This window comes from Pedobacter sp. AC212, from assembly GCF_979258625.1.
This window is the reverse complement of sequence record NZ_OZ409870.1, coordinates 1852467-1867131: the sequence shown is the minus strand read 5'-3', so window position 1 is coordinate 1867131 and position 14665 is coordinate 1852467. Positions and strand designations below refer to the sequence as shown.

Here is a 14665-nt window from a genome sequence, read left to right as displayed (position 1 = left end):
ATATATTGGTCAACTTTAAACAACATCCAAATAACAATAATCAAATAAGTAGCTAAATTGTTTTGTTGATTAACATCCAAAACCAAATCGTAAAATTTATCCCAAATGAAGAAATACATCAGTTTTGCACTAACCTCACTAATTGCCCTTTCTGCTTGTGGGCAGGGACCGAAAACTTTAGAGCAAGAAGTTGGAAAAGGCATTCCAAATAAAAAAACAGTTATTAGAAAAACTAATATTCCTGTAGAAACAACTATTAAAACTGGAGCGGAACAAACCGAAAAATACTTGCCGCTTTTAAAAGGAAAACGTGTAGGGATGGTTGTTAATCCGACATCAATTATCGGTACGCAAACATCGGTTGATAGCTTATTGAAACTCGGTGTTAAAATTCAAAAAATATTTGGCCCGGAGCATGGTTTTAGAGGCGATGCAAGTGCGGGGGTTAAAATAGATGATGCGATTGATGCCAAAACCGGAATTAAAGCTGTTTCACTTTACGGAAAGCACAGTACCCCAACTACAGAAGACTTGGCTGATATTGATGTGATGATATTTGATATTCAGGATGTTGGTGTGCGTTTTTACACCTACATTAACACTTTGCAACATGTTATGGAAGCTTGTGCTCTCAATAAAAAAGAGCTCTTGATATTGGATCGTCCAAATCCTAATGGTTATTTAATTGATGGCCCAATACTGGATCCTAAATTTAAATCTGGTATCGGTATTCAACCTATTCCAATTGCACACGGACTAACTGTTGGCGAATATGCGCAAATGCTTAACGGCGAAGGGTGGCTAAAAGACAAGGTAAAATGCAAAATCACAGTAATTAAAAATGCAAACTATAACCATGATATGGAATACGTGTTGCCAGTAAAACCATCGCCAAATTTAAATACTGCGCAATCTATATTGCTATACCCATCTACCTGTTTATTCGAAGGAACATATTTAAATCACGGTCGTGGTACAATGTTTCCTTTTACCATTGTGGGCGCACCGTACCTGAAAGGGAAATTCGATTTCAGTTTTACACCAAAAAGCATCAAAGGCATGTCAGAAACGCCATTGTTTCAAGATCAGGTTTGCTACGGTTTGGATTTAAGGAAATATGATACTGCTGAACTTCGCAAAACAAAACAGGTTAATATTTCCTGGTTGATTGAATTATATAATGCCTCGCCGAAGAAAGAAGATTTTTTTAACAATAAGTTGAGTAAAGAAATGGGAACGATTGAAAAACTAGTAGGCGTTGGCGATTTTAGGCAACAAGTAATTGATGGGAAAAGCGAACAGGAAATTAGAGCAAGTTGGGAGCCGGGATTGAGTGCCTACAAAAAAATGAGATTAAAATATCTGCTTTATAAATAATGAGGCAATGAGTGAAGATGGAATGAGTGAATGATTGAGTGAGTGATCAGAACCAATAATTGAAACAATACTGCTAAAAACGTTGTTTTGAAAAGAGATAATGGTATTCATCATAGTCTAACACAAAAATCAATCATTTACATTATGAGCGGTCCAAAAAAAGAAAATAATAATCCAGGAAGTAATTATCAGGAAGAAGTACCTAAAGGCAGGGAGCCGGAAGATCATAAAACGGTGAGAAAACCGAATGACAGCTTGCCAAATAAACCGCCAAAAACAGAAAATCCAGCTAAGCAGCGGGAAAATGAAGAACAGCCGATAAACCCAATCAAAAAGGCTCCCAAAGAATAATTTAAATAGATTTATATGAAAGCCAAGTTTTTGAACTTGGCTTTTATTTTGACAACTACTTTACTTTCAAAGCGAAATAGAATGTCGACCCTTCCCCTTCTTCACTTTCAACCCATATTCTGCCACCTTCATTTTTGACAATTTCTGAAGAGATGTATAGCCCGAGCCCCAAGCCTGGATAAGTATGCTGAAGATTTCCACCTACCCGGTAAAACTGATCAAAAACCAAATGTTGTAAGTCTCTGGAAATACCAATTCCGTAATCTCGAACGCTCAAAATTACTTCATCATCATCCAAATAACTTGCTACGAAAATACTTTCGGCATCGTTGGAATATTTAATTGCGTTTGAAAGAAAATTAACAATTACCTGCCCTATTCGCTCCTTATCGGCATAAACTGAAGCATTGCTATTCACATCTAATTCGATCCGATGTTGTGAGGTGGTATGCTGTATTTCATCGACCATTTCATTCACCAGCGCATCAAACTCAAAATCAACGGGATTAAATGTCATCTTTCCTGATTGAATTTTAGTAACGTCGAGCAAATCGCCAATTAATCCGGTTAACCTGTTAAGTTGTATGTCCATCTTATGAACCATATTGGCTTTCTTTTCATCGCCTTCTTTGCGAATCATCTTTTCAAGCACCTGTGTGTAAGCCTTAATACTGGTTACAGGCGTCTTCAATTCGTGACTGGCAATGCCTAAAAACTCATCTTTCTGTTTTTGAAGCTGAACCAGTTTCGTAACATCAGTAGCGCAGTGCAAAATGGCATAAACTTCCCCTTCCGCATTGTGCAAAGGCTTATAGGTAAAGTTAAACCATTGAGGCTTCATCTCCCCATCTACAGGCAAAAATGCCATCTGCTGATCTGCATGGTAAGGTACACCTGTACGATAAACCTCTTTCAATAAGTTGATAAAGGGTTGGCCTTTCAGTTCTGGAATTGCCTCTTCGAATGGCAAACCAATAATGCTTTTATCTTTGCCCCAAAACTTGAGCATTTCATCATTCACGATAGATACGATAATATCTTCTGTTTCATAATAAGCTGTGGCCATGGGCGTATCAAGCACCAAATTTTTAAAGCGCCGTTCACTTTCTTCAAAAGCCAGACGAGATTTTACCTGGATGCTTACGTCATTAGCAACCACCATTACCCCTGTTATATTTTTGTCTTTATCACGAATGGGATCATAAACAAAGTTGAAATAGCAATCTTCTAGTACACCATTAAATTCCAGTTTTGCAAAAGTTTCATAACCATAATGTGCTACACCGTTTTGATAAACATCCTGCAATAATTTAGGAAAAGGCTGATTTTTGATTTCAGGTAAGGCATCGATTATTTTTTGCCCCAAGATACTTTTGTCTTTTCCCCAAATTTTAAGAAGCTCATCATTCGCATCTTCAACTACAAAATCATTACCTCGAAGTATCCCAATGGCAACCGGTGCATCGTAAATCATTTGCCTAAAAAGCTCTTCACTTTCTTTACACTTCAACTTAGCGTTTACCAATTCTGTAACATCTGTAGCATTATTTAAAATTGCCCAAACTTTACCATTTTCGTCTTTTAAAGGTTTGTAAATAAAATCAAAGTAAAACGTTTGAAGAATACCATTATTAATCAACTCAACTTTATCTTCCTTTGCCTCGTAGGCAATACCGGTTTCAAAAACATTTTTTAATATCTGGATAAATGGTTGACCATTTAATTCTGGCAAAGCAACATCTAAAGGCATTCCAATTACAGACTCATCTTTTCCCCAAGCTTTCAAAATCGCTTTATTGGCAATCTCGATGATGAGTTGTTCTCCTACGTACAAACCAATAGGCATCGCCGATTCTTCAGTTATGATAGAAAATAAAGAAGCTTTGTCTTGTAAATTTATTCGCATACTATTAAACAAAGTTAATCAATCTACTTACTGCCTGTAGCTTTTAAAAAAGATAAAAGCACTTTTTCATCATGCTCTAAACCTACTTTTCCGATGGTTTTATGGTTATTCATTTTCTTCAAATACTTTTCAAGTTCATTGTTCTCGTAAGCGGTAATTAAAATTGGATATACGTAAGAACTTTTACAAACTGCCCGGGTATTACCCAATTTTTTAGCCACACAATCTAAAACACTAACTACCGTTTTCTTGGTATTAAGTTCCCAATCTTTGTCTGCCGCACATTTAGAAAACTGACGTAAGGCTTCAAGCGTTCCTCCCCAGGTTCTAAAATCCTTTGCGGTAAAATCATTACCTGTTATTTCTTTAATGTAGTTATTAATTTTTCCAGAGTCGATCCCTCTATGCTCCTTACCATTTGTATAATATTGGAATAAATCCTGGCCAGGAATATCGCGGCATTTTTTTACAAGTTTAGCCAGGCTTCTGTCGTTGAGTACCACATTTTGCTTGACTCCTTTTTTACCAATAAAATCGATATGAATTTTACTCCCATTTATTTTAACATGCTTGTCTCTCAATGTCGTGAGTCCGAAAGAGCCATAAAGTTGCTTATAACTTTCATTGCCAACCCGAATTAAAGTTTTTTGAAGAACATCAACAGAAATTGCAAGCACTTTCCGCTCATCCAATTCTTTACGTTTTAAATCCTTAGCCAGTTTTTTTCTTGCTTCGGGTAAGGCTTTACCGAACTCATATAATCTAAAATATTTATCATCAGAGCGACGGCTTGTCCACTTTGGATGGTATTTATACTGTTTTCTCCCCGCAGCGTCGATTCCCGTAACCTGCAGATAAGCATTTGGCTTGTTGGCTATCCATACTTTTTGCCAGGCTGGCGGAATAACTAAAGATTTGATTCGGTCGAGATGTTTTTCATCCTTTATTTGTTGGCCATCCTTGTCTTCATAATGAAATTTACCGGGTTTACCTTTACGATAAATACCAGGCATGGAATCGGTTACGTAAACCAATCCGCTAGCTTTAACCACATCTTTCCCTTGTACCATTTTAACCTATAAGGATGATTTATTTTTAGTTATTTTGCAAAAAACTTAATGTAAATATTTACGTTGATTTAGAAACACAACACTTTCGTATGAAAATAGTTTTTATGGGTACGCCCGATTTTGCAGTGGCCTCGTTGGATGCTTTGGTTAAAGCCGATTTTGATATTGTAGCAGTTATAACAGCTCCTGACAAACCAGCTGGTCGCGGACAAAAACTAAATGAAAGTGCAGTAAAAAAATATGCTGTTGAGCATGAAATTCCGGTTTTACAGCCCGAAAAATTAAAAAACCCCGAGTTTTTAGACCAACTAAAATCATTTGATGCAGATTTACAAGTGGTTGTAGCTTTTAGAATGTTACCCGAGGTGGTTTGGAACATGCCAAAGAAGGGAACTATAAATCTACATGGATCGCTTCTGCCACAATATCGGGGGGCTGCTCCAATTAACCACGCTATTATTAATGGGGAAAAGGAAAGCGGCGTAACCACTTTTTTCTTAACCCATGAAATTGACACAGGCGATATTATTCAAAGCGCCACTACCCCTATAGCTGATGATGAAACTGCCGGTGAACTTCATGATAAACTAATGCAGATTGGCGCAGAGCTATTGGTTAAAACGGTTAAAGCGATTAAGGAGGATAATTACCAGGAACAGCCTCAACCACAGAGCGAGGTATTGAAACATGCACCAAAAATTTTTAAAGAAGATTGCAAAATAGATTGGAATCAGCCTGCACAACAGGTCTATAATCTCGTTCGCGGCCTGAGCCCTTATCCAACAGCATTCACATTTTTAAATGATAAAACCCTAAAAGTGTTTAAAGCGGAACTGGAAAGTAAAGAGCCAGGAATTGCAGCAGGTGGCTTTTTAACGGATGGAAAAACTTACCTGAAATTTGCTGCGAAAGACGGCTTTATCAAACTGATTGATATTCAATATGAAGGTAAAAAACGAATGTTAATTGAAGATTTTCTCCGAGGAATGAGGTTGTAATTCTTGTTAGTAATAATTCAATTTTAAAGATTATTCAGCTTATCAACTAAAAACTTCGAAACCTCATTAAAATAACGCTTCCTGCCGTAGCCCATTACCCATTGAATACCTTGAGTTGCATTAGTGATGAAAACTTCTTCCGCTTCTTTCAAAATTTCAGGGTTTATTTGAGCCTCAGTCAGAGTTAGATCATTCATTCTACACAACTGCATCACAGCGCTCCGCATTACTCCGCTAATACATCCTTCGGTTAAAGCTGGTGTGTAAATTTGATCGTTATAAACAATAAATACATTTGCGCTAATGCTTTCGCACAAAAAACCATTTTGATTTAAAATCATGGCTTCATCCAAACGGTTTTGGCTCTTGAAAATTCCCGCCATCACGTAAGGCAATGAGTTGGATGTTTTGAAGTTTGACAGCTTGTTTATTGGCTTCGTAATTTCGTCGTAAACATCAATAATTAACCCTTTATTATTCAGTTCGTATCGATTGCTTTGCAGCGGTATGCCTTCCAACACATATCCGGCCTTATTAATTTCGGGTGTGTAAACTCCAGCTCCCTGACGATAAACCGATAATCGGAACCGAACATTACCATTCCATCTATTCTTTTTAGCGAGATCGGCTGTTTTTTGGCGAAGAAAATAATCATCCATTAAAGCATGTCCATCCATTTTCAGTGCCTTCATTCCGCCAACTAAACGGTCTGCATGAAAATCTGCAAACTGCAATTTATTGTCAATCATCCGCATGCTTTCAAACAGCCCGTCGCCAAATTTGAAACTTCTGTTAGAAGCTGTCAGGATGGGAACATCAACCGCATGAAATTCATCGTTAAAAAGAAGGTACTGTTGAGACATATTTTATGATACAGCAATATAATTTTCCCATTTATTCAATGCAGCTTTAAAATCGCTAGGTAGAGGTGATTCAAAATGCATATATTCCTTTGTTGTTGGATGAATAAAACCTAAACTTTGTGCATGTAAAGCCTGCCTGGGTAGCAACTTAAAACAGTTATCTACAAATTGCTTGTATTTATTAAACGTAGTTCCTTTCAAAATCTTATCGCCTCCATACATTGCATCGCTAAATAGCGGATGCCCGATGTGCTGCATGTGAGCTCTAATTTGATGGGTACGACCAGTTTCCAATTCGCAACTGATGAGCGTAACATAGCCTAAACGCTTCAAAACTTTATAATGGGTTACCGACCATTTCCCTTTTGCTTCCTCATCGTAAATATCCATCACCCGCCTATCTTTCACACTTCTACCAATATAACCGGTAACCGTTCCATCGTTTTCTACATCGCCCCATACTAAGGCAATGTACTTTCTGGTTATGCTGTGATCAAAAAACTGCCTTGCTAAATGCGTAATCGATTTCTCGTTTTTACTGATAAGAAGTAGTCCCGAGGTGTCTTTATCAATTCTATGGACCAGCCCAGGCCGTCCATCGTTGCCTGGTAGTTGAGGCAATTGTTCAAAATGGAAAGCCAAAGCGTTAACTAAAGTTCCTGTATAATTATTAAAACCTGGGTGAACAACCATTCCAGCCACTTTATTGACCACCAGCAAATCGCTATCCTCGTAAATAATATCAAGTGGAATATCTTCGGGATAAACTTCAGTGTCGCGAGGAGGATGAGGCAAAACAATTGAAATTTCATCAAAAGGCTTCACCTTATAACTTGCCTTTATCTGCTTTTGATTAACCAAAACATTGCCCGCATCAATTGCATTTTGAATCCGATTCCGAGAAGCATTCTCCACACGAACCATTAAAAATTTATCAATGCGCAACAAAGATTGCCCTTTGTCTACAATGATTTTTAAATGTTCATATAATTCCTGCTCTTCCGATTCCTGCAACTCTACCTCATTTTCCATGGTGCAAAAATAACCTTTTGAGCCCAAGATTTTTTACTGTAATTAAGTTTTACTAAAATTAGTTCTATTGATTTATAAAGTATACAACCACTGCTAAAAATAAAAACAAACGTATCCCTATTGATGGACAGCAAGTTAAATTCATGTTAAGAAATTAATTTATTTGTCAATAAAACAATATTGGCTTATTTTTTGTAGTTGTGATGATCTAATCGATAACAATTATGAAAAATTTTACTCAAAACGTTAAGATTGTGCTTAATTTTTTTCCTTACTTAGTTAGGAAAATATACTTTAAGTAGAGTAAATCTAAAAAAAACGCTAAAAAAACACTTGCATTCAACAGGTGTTTTTTATTTTTACAGGTGTTTCAAAATATCTACAGTCCTGTCCAAAAATTAAAAATTAATCCATTTAGCAATCTATTTGTTAAACGAGATGATTTAATTGATCCTTACATTTCTGGGAACAAATGGCGTAAACTAAAATATATTTTAGAAAATGCCATACAGCAGAATAAAAACCACCTGGTTACCTTCGGAGGCGCATATTCCAATCATTTGGTAGCCACCGCAGCGGCAGCAGCAAAATTTGGCTTTCACTCTACAGCATTTGTTCGTGGGGAAGAAGTTAAAAACGAAATGCTTTTACTTTGTTCCCTTTATGGAATGAAACTCATTTTTACTGATCGGGAAGGTTACAAGGATAAATCGTTATTGTTCGAGAAAAAATTTGGCCAGGATAAAAACGCTTATTTTATTGATGAAGGTGGCGCATCAACAGAAGCCGTTCTGGGTTGCACAGAAATTATTGATGAGCTAACAGAAACCTACGATCACATCTTTGTTGCAGCAGGAACAGGAACTACAGCTGCTGGCCTGTTAAAAGCGATACAAAATAATAGCCTGAATACTCAACTCCATGTTATACCCGTGTTAAAAGGCGGAGAGTTTATCCGAGACGAAATTTCTAAATACACTGAAATCTCCGAAAATCTCAACCTGCATACCACATATCATTTTGGTGGTTATGCCAAAACGCAACCTGAATTAATAGCATTCATTAAAAGCTTCACCGCTCAAACCGGAATATTAATCGATCCAGTTTACACGGCAAAAATGTTTTATTCCATCTTTGATCTTCAGAAGAAAGGTGAAATTAAAGCAACGGATAAAATATTAGCCATCCATACCGGTGGTTTACTAGGAATCTTGGGAATGAAGGATAAGTTTTAGCTATTGCGTAAAGGGAAATTCTGCTGCAGCAAAAAATAATTTTTCATTTCAAAGCACCATATTTTAGCGGAATCATGTCGTTTCTCCCAAAAAAGTTTTCCACATTAAAGAAGTCCAGCACCTGTTTTTGTCTATAATCATACTTTAAACTGTTTAAACCTATTTTTTGCATTGATGGTACAAAAAGTGCTTAAATTTTGATTTTAGGCACATTTAACTAAATTTGATTTATACCAACATCAAATTTATGTACCAATTAACAGTACCTGCCGATCGCGTTAACGAGTCTCTTAGTAAACACATTTTGGCCGATGGTTTCGACCTGACCTATGATATGGAGAAAAGCCATGGTGCATACATATACGACTCAAAATACAATAGAACACTACTTGATTTTTTTACCTGCTTTGCATCAGTCCCTTTGGGCTATAATCATCCAAAAATGGTTAACGACGAAAGCTTTAAGAAAAACTTGTTATTGGCTGCTATGGCAAACCCATCAAATTCTGATGTATACACACAACAATACGCCCAGTTTTTAGAAACTTTTTCAAGAGTTGGCATTCCGGATCATTTGCCCCACGCTTTTTTTATTGCCGGTGGAGCATTGGCCGTTGAAAATGCAATTAAGGTAGCCATGGACTGGAAAGTGCAGAAAAATTTTGCCAAGGGTTATACCGAAGAAAAAGGCTTTAAAGTTTTGCACTTCGAAAGAGCTTTTCATGGCAGGTCTGGCTATACCTTAAGCTTAACAAATACACTACCAGATAAAACCAAATGGTTTGCCAAATTCGACTGGCCCAGAGTTTCTATTCCCGATGTTAAATTTCCCCTCTCAGACAGCAATTTAGATCGTGCTATCCAAACCGAAGAGGATTCTATTGCACAAATTAAAAAAGCCTTTGCTGAGAATAAGGATGATATATGTGCTATTATCATCGAGCCAATTCAATCTGAAGGCGGCGATAATCACTTGCGTGAGGAATTTTTAATTCAACTCAAAACACTGGCTGATGAAAATGATGCTTTCTTGATTTTTGATGAAGTTCAAACCGGAGTCGGCTTAACAGGAAAATTTTGGTGTCACCAGTATTTCAGCGAAAAAGCTCGACCAGATATTGTTGCATTTGGTAAGAAAATGCAGGTTTGCGGTATTTTAGTTGGGAACAAGGTAGATCAGATTGAAACCAACGTATTTAAAGTTCCAAGCAGAATCAACTCTACATGGGGCGGAAATTTGGTAGATATGGTTCGCTCATCTCAAATCCTTCAGATAGTTGAAGAAGATAAATTATGCGAAAACGCGGCTCAGGTTGGAGCATACCTTAAAGACAACCTCTCCAAGTTTGCCCAGAAATTCGATAAAATGAGCAACGTTCGCGGCCGGGGATTACTCTGCTCTTTCGACTTTCCAAATAAAGAAATGCGGAATGATTTTATTAGCAAAGGACTTGCACAAAACGTGATGTTTTTGGGTTGTGGGGAGAAAACAATTCGTTTCCGCCCAGCACTTTGCATAGAACAAAAACATATTGACGAAGGCCTGACGGTTATGGAAAAAATATTGCCTTTATTGTAGCCATGAGTCGAAAATCACTTATTTATTTAATTTCCGCAGCGGTTGTAATTTTAGTCTTCCTTATGGTAAAAGATACTTTTAACCAGCCTGGAATTGAAGAGATGAAAGCTGGATTTAAAGAGATAGTGAAGTATAGAAATGCGAATAATACTGGCCCAGTACAGCGTATTTACGCAGTTACAGTTAAAGATTCCATTTGGAAAGAAATGGAGGATTATGGTAATTTAATGCCACACACCAAATATGGAAATACCAAAGTTTACTTCTTTATGGAAAGCGCAAATGTGCCTCAAACACTGCAGCCAGGAGAAGTAAACTTTGATCCTCAATTTAATAACTCATGCATCGCCTTATACGAGAAAAGTGCAATGAGCCAGGTGGTATTTAATAAGTATCCATTTTAAAATCATTTTTCCCACGCAGGTGGAAATACTAATTCTTTTTCCCTCAGTAGGTGTCTTCACAAACAGAAAAATAATGGGTTAGTTATTTGGAAATGAGCGGTTTGAAGCTTTTGGCATTTTCAGTCCCGTTTTCCCTCCTGCCGATGAAAATCGGCATCCGTCCACCCGTGTTTATAAATAAAGTTTGATGCTTTTGGGTAAATATACCCACCGTTTGAAAAACAGAACTACATTAAATAAACCAGACAGAAGCGGCAGCTCCCGATTTTTCATCGGGAGTACAGCGAATGGCGGGACTAAAGGATCTATGAAAGACTGACTTTCATTTCCAAATCAAACACCAAGTAACAAATTCATCGTGCCTTATACAAATGCCGAAAAGCCGGTAATCGCTCTACCTACAATTAGTGTATTAATCTCTTTAGTACCTTCATACGAGTAAATGGCTTCTGCATCGGCCACAAAGCGAGCCACATTATATTCCAATAAAATTCCATTCCCGCCCATTACTTCGCGGGCTTTGCTCACTACATCACGGGTACGTAAGGAGCAGAAAACCTTCGCTAGCGAGGCATGTTCGTCTTTCAACAGGCCTTGATCTTGCAATTGCGACAGCCGAAAGCACAGCGTTTGCATCGCAGTTAAATTCGATAACATTTCTACCAGATGATTCTGGATTAACTGAAACGACGCAATGGGTTTCCCGAATTGTTTTCGAGTTCTGGTATATTCCAGCGCATTTTCGTAGGCACCACGGGCACAGCCAACGGCTTGCCAGGCAACACCTGCTCTTGTCATTTGTAAAACCTTTGCTGTATCCTTAAATGAATTGGCATTTTGTAAGCGATCAACCTCCATCACTTCACAGTTGGTTAACGTAATGATTCCGTTCTGAACGATGCGAAGGGCCATTTTGTCCTGCATCTTTTCTACTGCAAAACCTGGATTGTCCTTTTTTACGATAAAGCCTTTTACTTCATTGTCGGCTTCATCACGAGCCCAGATGATTAAAATATCGGCAAAAGTTGCATTACCGATCCACTTCTTTTGTCCATTTAAAATCCATTTACCGCCTACATTTCTGCAGGTTGTTGTCAAACCGCCTGCAGCAGCTGAGCCTACTTCAGGCTCTGTTAAACCAAAGGCGCCTATAATTTTAAATTGCTGCATAAGTGGCAGCCATTGTTGTTTTTGTTCTTCCGAGCCGCATAAGTAAATAGAACCCATGGCTAAACCACTTTGAACCCCAAAAAAGGTAGATATCGAAGTATCGATTCTGGCCATTTCCATAGCCAAAATGCCCTCCATTAAATTCGATTTTCCGGGACAGCCATAACCTTGATAAGTTAAGCCACAGATGTTTAGCTCAGCGAGTTTGGGGATAATTTCGAAGGGGAATTCTGCCTTATTCCAGTAGTGATTTACAATTGGCTTAACTTCTTTTTCTAAAAAAGCCCTCACCTTTAATTGCAAAGCCCTGTCTTCATCCTTCAAGGCCTCATCTCCCAAGTGATAAAAATCACCTTCAATTGGTGGTAATTCTTTCTTTTTACCAGAGCCTCCACCCATCATTTTCATCATTCCCGATATTTGCTTATCATCAAGATTTGAAATGGTTTCGACCATTTTAGGCAAGTCAACTTTTTTCGATAAAGCATCTAACTTAGCAAAATCTACGTGTTTGAAGAGATTGTATGCATTTTTAAGTGAAGAGAATATATTCGCCATTATTATTCGTTTTGAGAATAACAAATGAGTGACGCTTTTGTTGGATTATCCTATTTCGTTATCATGAGGAACGATGAATCCAGCTACATGCAGGAAGCAGTAATAACAACTTGCAGAATTTCGCTGAATTATTTAATCGACAGTTAGCTGAACCTATCGCTTTAAGTTGCTGAAATAAATTCAGCATGACGACCGTCTAATAAACTGAATAGATAAAAAACCTCAAATCTTTAAAAGTATGTTGGAAAATAATGAAATTTACCTCAAGTCAAATAAATTCTCAACACCCAACAACTTTCTTGAAGTAAAACCCTCGCCAAAAGTAGCGCCAATGCTTTTACCAAACTCCCTCGACCGACCAATTACGGTTTCAAAAAACTCTGGCGAAGAAATATAGGTTTGCAAGCCGTCTACATCAGGATTATAGAATTGCGTTTTGAAAGCTTTAATGGATTCAATTTTTTTATCCATGTGATCAGAAATATCAACGATAATATCTGGCTTTAAATAACGATCTTGGATATATTGCAATAGCAATCTTGGTCGGTGAGCCGACTGGTTTACACCATTTAACACAGTTTCTATTTTAGGAAGTCCTGATAAAAAAACAGAATCGTACACCAAATCTCCTGCCCTACCATGATCTGGGTGACGATCTTCGAGTGCATTGCTTAAAATAATTTCAGGCTGATATTTTCTGATCATTTTGATCACTTCGAGCCTATGAGACTCATCGTTTTGAAAAAATCCGTCGCGAAGCCGAAGATTTTCGCGGGCGTGCAAGCCTAGAATTTTAGCAGAATCTGCGGCTTCTTCATCTCTGGTTTCTGCGGTTCCACGGGTTCCTAATTCACCACGTGTCAAATCTACAATTCCAACTTTTTTACCTAAGGCAATGTGCTTTAAAATAGTTCCTGAGCAGCAAAGTTCTGCATCATCAGGATGAACGGCTATTACTAAAATATCTAACTTCATTATTTATGATTGGAATTTTCATTCAATAGTTGATGGACTTTCTTTTTGATTTTTGAACTCAAAGGTTTAGTGAATGGAAAATAAAAATCAACCAACTCTCCTTTTCTATTCAAAAGATATTTATGAAAATTCCACCGGGGTTTAGCGTTTAGCTTACCATTCTGCTTCTTCTCACTTAAAAAGAGATAAAGTGGATGCGCATTTGCGCCACGGACCATAATTTTATCGAAAACCGGAAATTTTACGCCATGATTAACTTCGCAAAAACTGACTATATCTGATCCATCTAGCGGTTCTTGTTTGCCAAAATCATTCGTAGGGAAACCCAAAATCTCGAAGTCAGGATGATCGATTTCGTCCTTCAATTGCTGCAGCTCTTTCAACTGCGGCGTGAAGCCACATTCAGACGCAGTGTTTACAATCAAAACAACTTTATTTCGATAAGCCGATAAAGGCTGATCTTCACCACTGATCTTCTTAACTTTAAAGGAATAAATATTGGGAATGCTTTTTTGCATTAGATTATTGATAAAATCCAGAAGTACGAATGATCGATTCTATATCTCTATCTTCGTTAGGATTATAGGTGCTTTTTAAATTATGCCCCACTACTCTGGCCACAATCTGATAAGAGAACGCAGCGAACCCACCCTTGGTTTGCTTAACAATATCATAAGTGGTTCGGCCAACTTCCCTGTCAATAAGCTTAGTAAGTATTTGTCCCTGCGTAATGGTTAACTCCTTTATTTCACGGTTAAACATGTCTTTAATTTCCTTATCACACTGTTTAACCAATTTCTTTTGTTCTCTTTTTTCAGGTGTTCTTGCTATTTCCTCTTCTAATTGCTCATATCTCCGCTTCGCGAATTTAGCATAAGGCATTACTTTTAAAACGTTGTAGCGCAAGCGATTATAGGCTGCTTTCTCTGCAGGCGATTTCCATATCCTGTTTCCATAAATGCTCACATCCAACAACTGCATCCAGGGTATCATCACACCATTATCATTTGTTGATGCTACACGAATGGTATCTGCTTTACCCAGTTTTGGAAAAACCGGTTGGACAGGGTCTTGAGCTTTTAGCTTTTCACTAAAAATCATGACAATAAACAGAATGATTAGCCCTTTAAATTTCATAAATTTATAC

The 14665-nt window shown here is 37.5% G+C and carries 14 protein-coding genes; 6 read left to right on the top strand and 8 right to left on the bottom strand.

Going from position 1 to position 14665, the window contains the following annotated elements; genetic code table 11:
* The first annotated feature begins 105 nt into the window (after positions 1-105).
* Both ACZZZC_RS07955 and ACZZZC_RS07950 read left to right on the top strand, forming a co-directional pair.
* The gene (locus ACZZZC_RS07955; protein ID WP_463485582.1) at positions 106-1377 is read left to right on the top strand and encodes an exo-beta-N-acetylmuramidase NamZ family protein; all 1272 of its coding nucleotides are present in this window, start codon (positions 106-108) and stop codon (positions 1375-1377) included.
* Between the two features lie 87 nt (positions 1378-1464).
* Positions 1465-1728 carry a hypothetical protein gene (locus tag ACZZZC_RS07950; protein WP_463485581.1) on the top strand — a complete coding sequence of 88 codons (264 nt, stop codon included), beginning with the start codon at positions 1465-1467 and terminating at the stop codon, positions 1726-1728.
* Positions 1729-1783: 55 nt separating this feature from the next.
* Here the strand turns inward: ACZZZC_RS07950 and ACZZZC_RS07945 are convergent, their stop codons facing one another.
* Both ACZZZC_RS07945 and ACZZZC_RS07940 read right to left on the bottom strand, forming a co-directional pair.
* Entirely contained in the window at positions 1784-3634 is a 1851-nt protein-coding gene (locus ACZZZC_RS07945; protein ID WP_463485580.1) for an ATP-binding protein, read from the bottom strand.
* A gap of 23 nt (positions 3635-3657) precedes the next feature.
* Positions 3658-4704: a DNA topoisomerase IB gene (locus ACZZZC_RS07940; protein ID WP_463485579.1), complete on the bottom strand. Its 1047-nt coding sequence runs from the start codon at positions 4702-4704 to the stop codon at positions 3658-3660.
* An 89-nt stretch (positions 4705-4793) separates the two neighbouring features.
* Here ACZZZC_RS07940 and fmt point away from each other — a divergent pair, with 89 nt between their 5' ends.
* Positions 4794-5702: a methionyl-tRNA formyltransferase gene (gene fmt, locus ACZZZC_RS07935; protein WP_463485578.1), complete on the top strand. Its 909-nt coding sequence runs from the start codon at positions 4794-4796 to the stop codon at positions 5700-5702.
* Positions 5703-5725: 23 nt separating this feature from the next.
* On the opposite strand, the gene ACZZZC_RS07930 is transcribed toward fmt, so the two are convergent.
* Together ACZZZC_RS07930 and ACZZZC_RS07925 are read right to left on the bottom strand one after the other, a co-directional pair.
* A complete protein-coding gene (locus ACZZZC_RS07930; RefSeq protein ID WP_463486897.1) occupies positions 5726-6565 on the bottom strand; it encodes an aminotransferase class IV in 840 nt (279 codons plus the stop codon).
* Between the two features lie 3 nt (positions 6566-6568).
* Entirely contained in the window at positions 6569-7597 is a 1029-nt protein-coding gene (locus ACZZZC_RS07925) for an RluA family pseudouridine synthase (RefSeq protein ID WP_463486896.1), read from the bottom strand.
* A 365-nt stretch (positions 7598-7962) separates the two neighbouring features.
* Here ACZZZC_RS07925 and ACZZZC_RS07920 point away from each other — a divergent pair, with 365 nt between their 5' ends.
* The 3 genes from ACZZZC_RS07920 (at position 7963) to ACZZZC_RS07910 (ending at position 10815) form a co-directional block, all read left to right on the top strand.
* On the top strand, positions 7963-8832 hold the full coding sequence (locus ACZZZC_RS07920) for a 1-aminocyclopropane-1-carboxylate deaminase/D-cysteine desulfhydrase (protein ID WP_463486895.1): 870 nt from the start codon (positions 7963-7965) through the stop codon (positions 8830-8832).
* Positions 8833-9079: 247 nt separating this feature from the next.
* The gene (gene lat / locus ACZZZC_RS07915) at positions 9080-10411 is read left to right on the top strand and encodes an L-lysine 6-transaminase (RefSeq protein WP_463486894.1); all 1332 of its coding nucleotides are present in this window, start codon (positions 9080-9082) and stop codon (positions 10409-10411) included.
* 2 nt (positions 10412-10413) lie between these two features.
* Positions 10414-10815, top strand: a complete 402-nt coding sequence (locus ACZZZC_RS07910; RefSeq protein ID WP_463486893.1) for a hypothetical protein — start codon at positions 10414-10416, stop codon at positions 10813-10815.
* A 363-nt stretch (positions 10816-11178) separates the two neighbouring features.
* Here the strand turns inward: ACZZZC_RS07910 and ACZZZC_RS07905 are convergent, their stop codons facing one another.
* From ACZZZC_RS07905 to ACZZZC_RS07890, 4 genes are all read right to left on the bottom strand, one after another.
* Positions 11179-12543: an acyl-CoA dehydrogenase family protein gene (locus ACZZZC_RS07905; RefSeq protein ID WP_463486892.1), complete on the bottom strand. Its 1365-nt coding sequence runs from the start codon at positions 12541-12543 to the stop codon at positions 11179-11181.
* A 258-nt stretch (positions 12544-12801) separates the two neighbouring features.
* Positions 12802-13518: a bacillithiol biosynthesis deacetylase BshB1 gene (bshB1, locus tag ACZZZC_RS07900; protein WP_463485571.1), complete on the bottom strand. Its 717-nt coding sequence runs from the start codon at positions 13516-13518 to the stop codon at positions 12802-12804.
* Entirely contained in the window at positions 13518-14036 is a 519-nt protein-coding gene (locus ACZZZC_RS07895; RefSeq protein WP_463485570.1) for a glutathione peroxidase, read from the bottom strand. Before ACZZZC_RS07895 ends, bshB1 begins: the two co-directional genes overlap by 1 nt.
* Before the next feature lie 4 nt (positions 14037-14040).
* Entirely contained in the window at positions 14041-14655 is a 615-nt protein-coding gene (locus tag ACZZZC_RS07890) for a DUF4294 domain-containing protein (RefSeq protein ID WP_463485569.1), read from the bottom strand.
* Between the last annotated feature and the right edge of the window lie 10 nt (positions 14656-14665).

Excerpts from the sequence above, each read along its gene's own strand:
- ACZZZC_RS07890 (WP_463485569.1), bottom strand. The coding sequence starts at position 14,655 with ATGAAATTTAAAGGGCTAATCATTCTGTTTATTGTCATGATTTTTAGT.
- ACZZZC_RS07940 (WP_463485579.1), bottom strand. The coding sequence starts at position 4,704 with ATGGTACAAGGGAAAGATGTGGTTAAAGCTAGCGGATTGGTTTACGTA.
- ACZZZC_RS07930 (WP_463486897.1), bottom strand. The coding sequence starts at position 6,565 with ATGTCTCAACAGTACCTTCTTTTTAACGATGAATTTCATGCGGTTGAT.
- bshB1 (WP_463485571.1), bottom strand. The coding sequence starts at position 13,518 with ATGAAGTTAGATATTTTAGTAATAGCCGTTCATCCTGATGATGCAGAA.
- ACZZZC_RS07955 (WP_463485582.1), top strand. The coding sequence starts at position 106 with ATGAAGAAATACATCAGTTTTGCACTAACCTCACTAATTGCCCTTTCT.
- ACZZZC_RS07905 (WP_463486892.1), bottom strand. The coding sequence starts at position 12,543 with ATGGCGAATATATTCTCTTCACTTAAAAATGCATACAATCTCTTCAAA.
- ACZZZC_RS07910 (WP_463486893.1), top strand. The coding sequence starts at position 10,414 with ATGAGTCGAAAATCACTTATTTATTTAATTTCCGCAGCGGTTGTAATT.
- ACZZZC_RS07945 (WP_463485580.1), bottom strand. The coding sequence starts at position 3,634 with ATGCGAATAAATTTACAAGACAAAGCTTCTTTATTTTCTATCATAACT.
- ACZZZC_RS07895 (WP_463485570.1), bottom strand. The coding sequence starts at position 14,036 with ATGCAAAAAAGCATTCCCAATATTTATTCCTTTAAAGTTAAGAAGATC.
- fmt (WP_463485578.1), top strand. The coding sequence starts at position 4,794 with ATGAAAATAGTTTTTATGGGTACGCCCGATTTTGCAGTGGCCTCGTTG.
- ACZZZC_RS07925 (WP_463486896.1), bottom strand. The coding sequence starts at position 7,597 with ATGGAAAATGAGGTAGAGTTGCAGGAATCGGAAGAGCAGGAATTATAT.
- lat (WP_463486894.1), top strand. The coding sequence starts at position 9,080 with ATGTACCAATTAACAGTACCTGCCGATCGCGTTAACGAGTCTCTTAGT.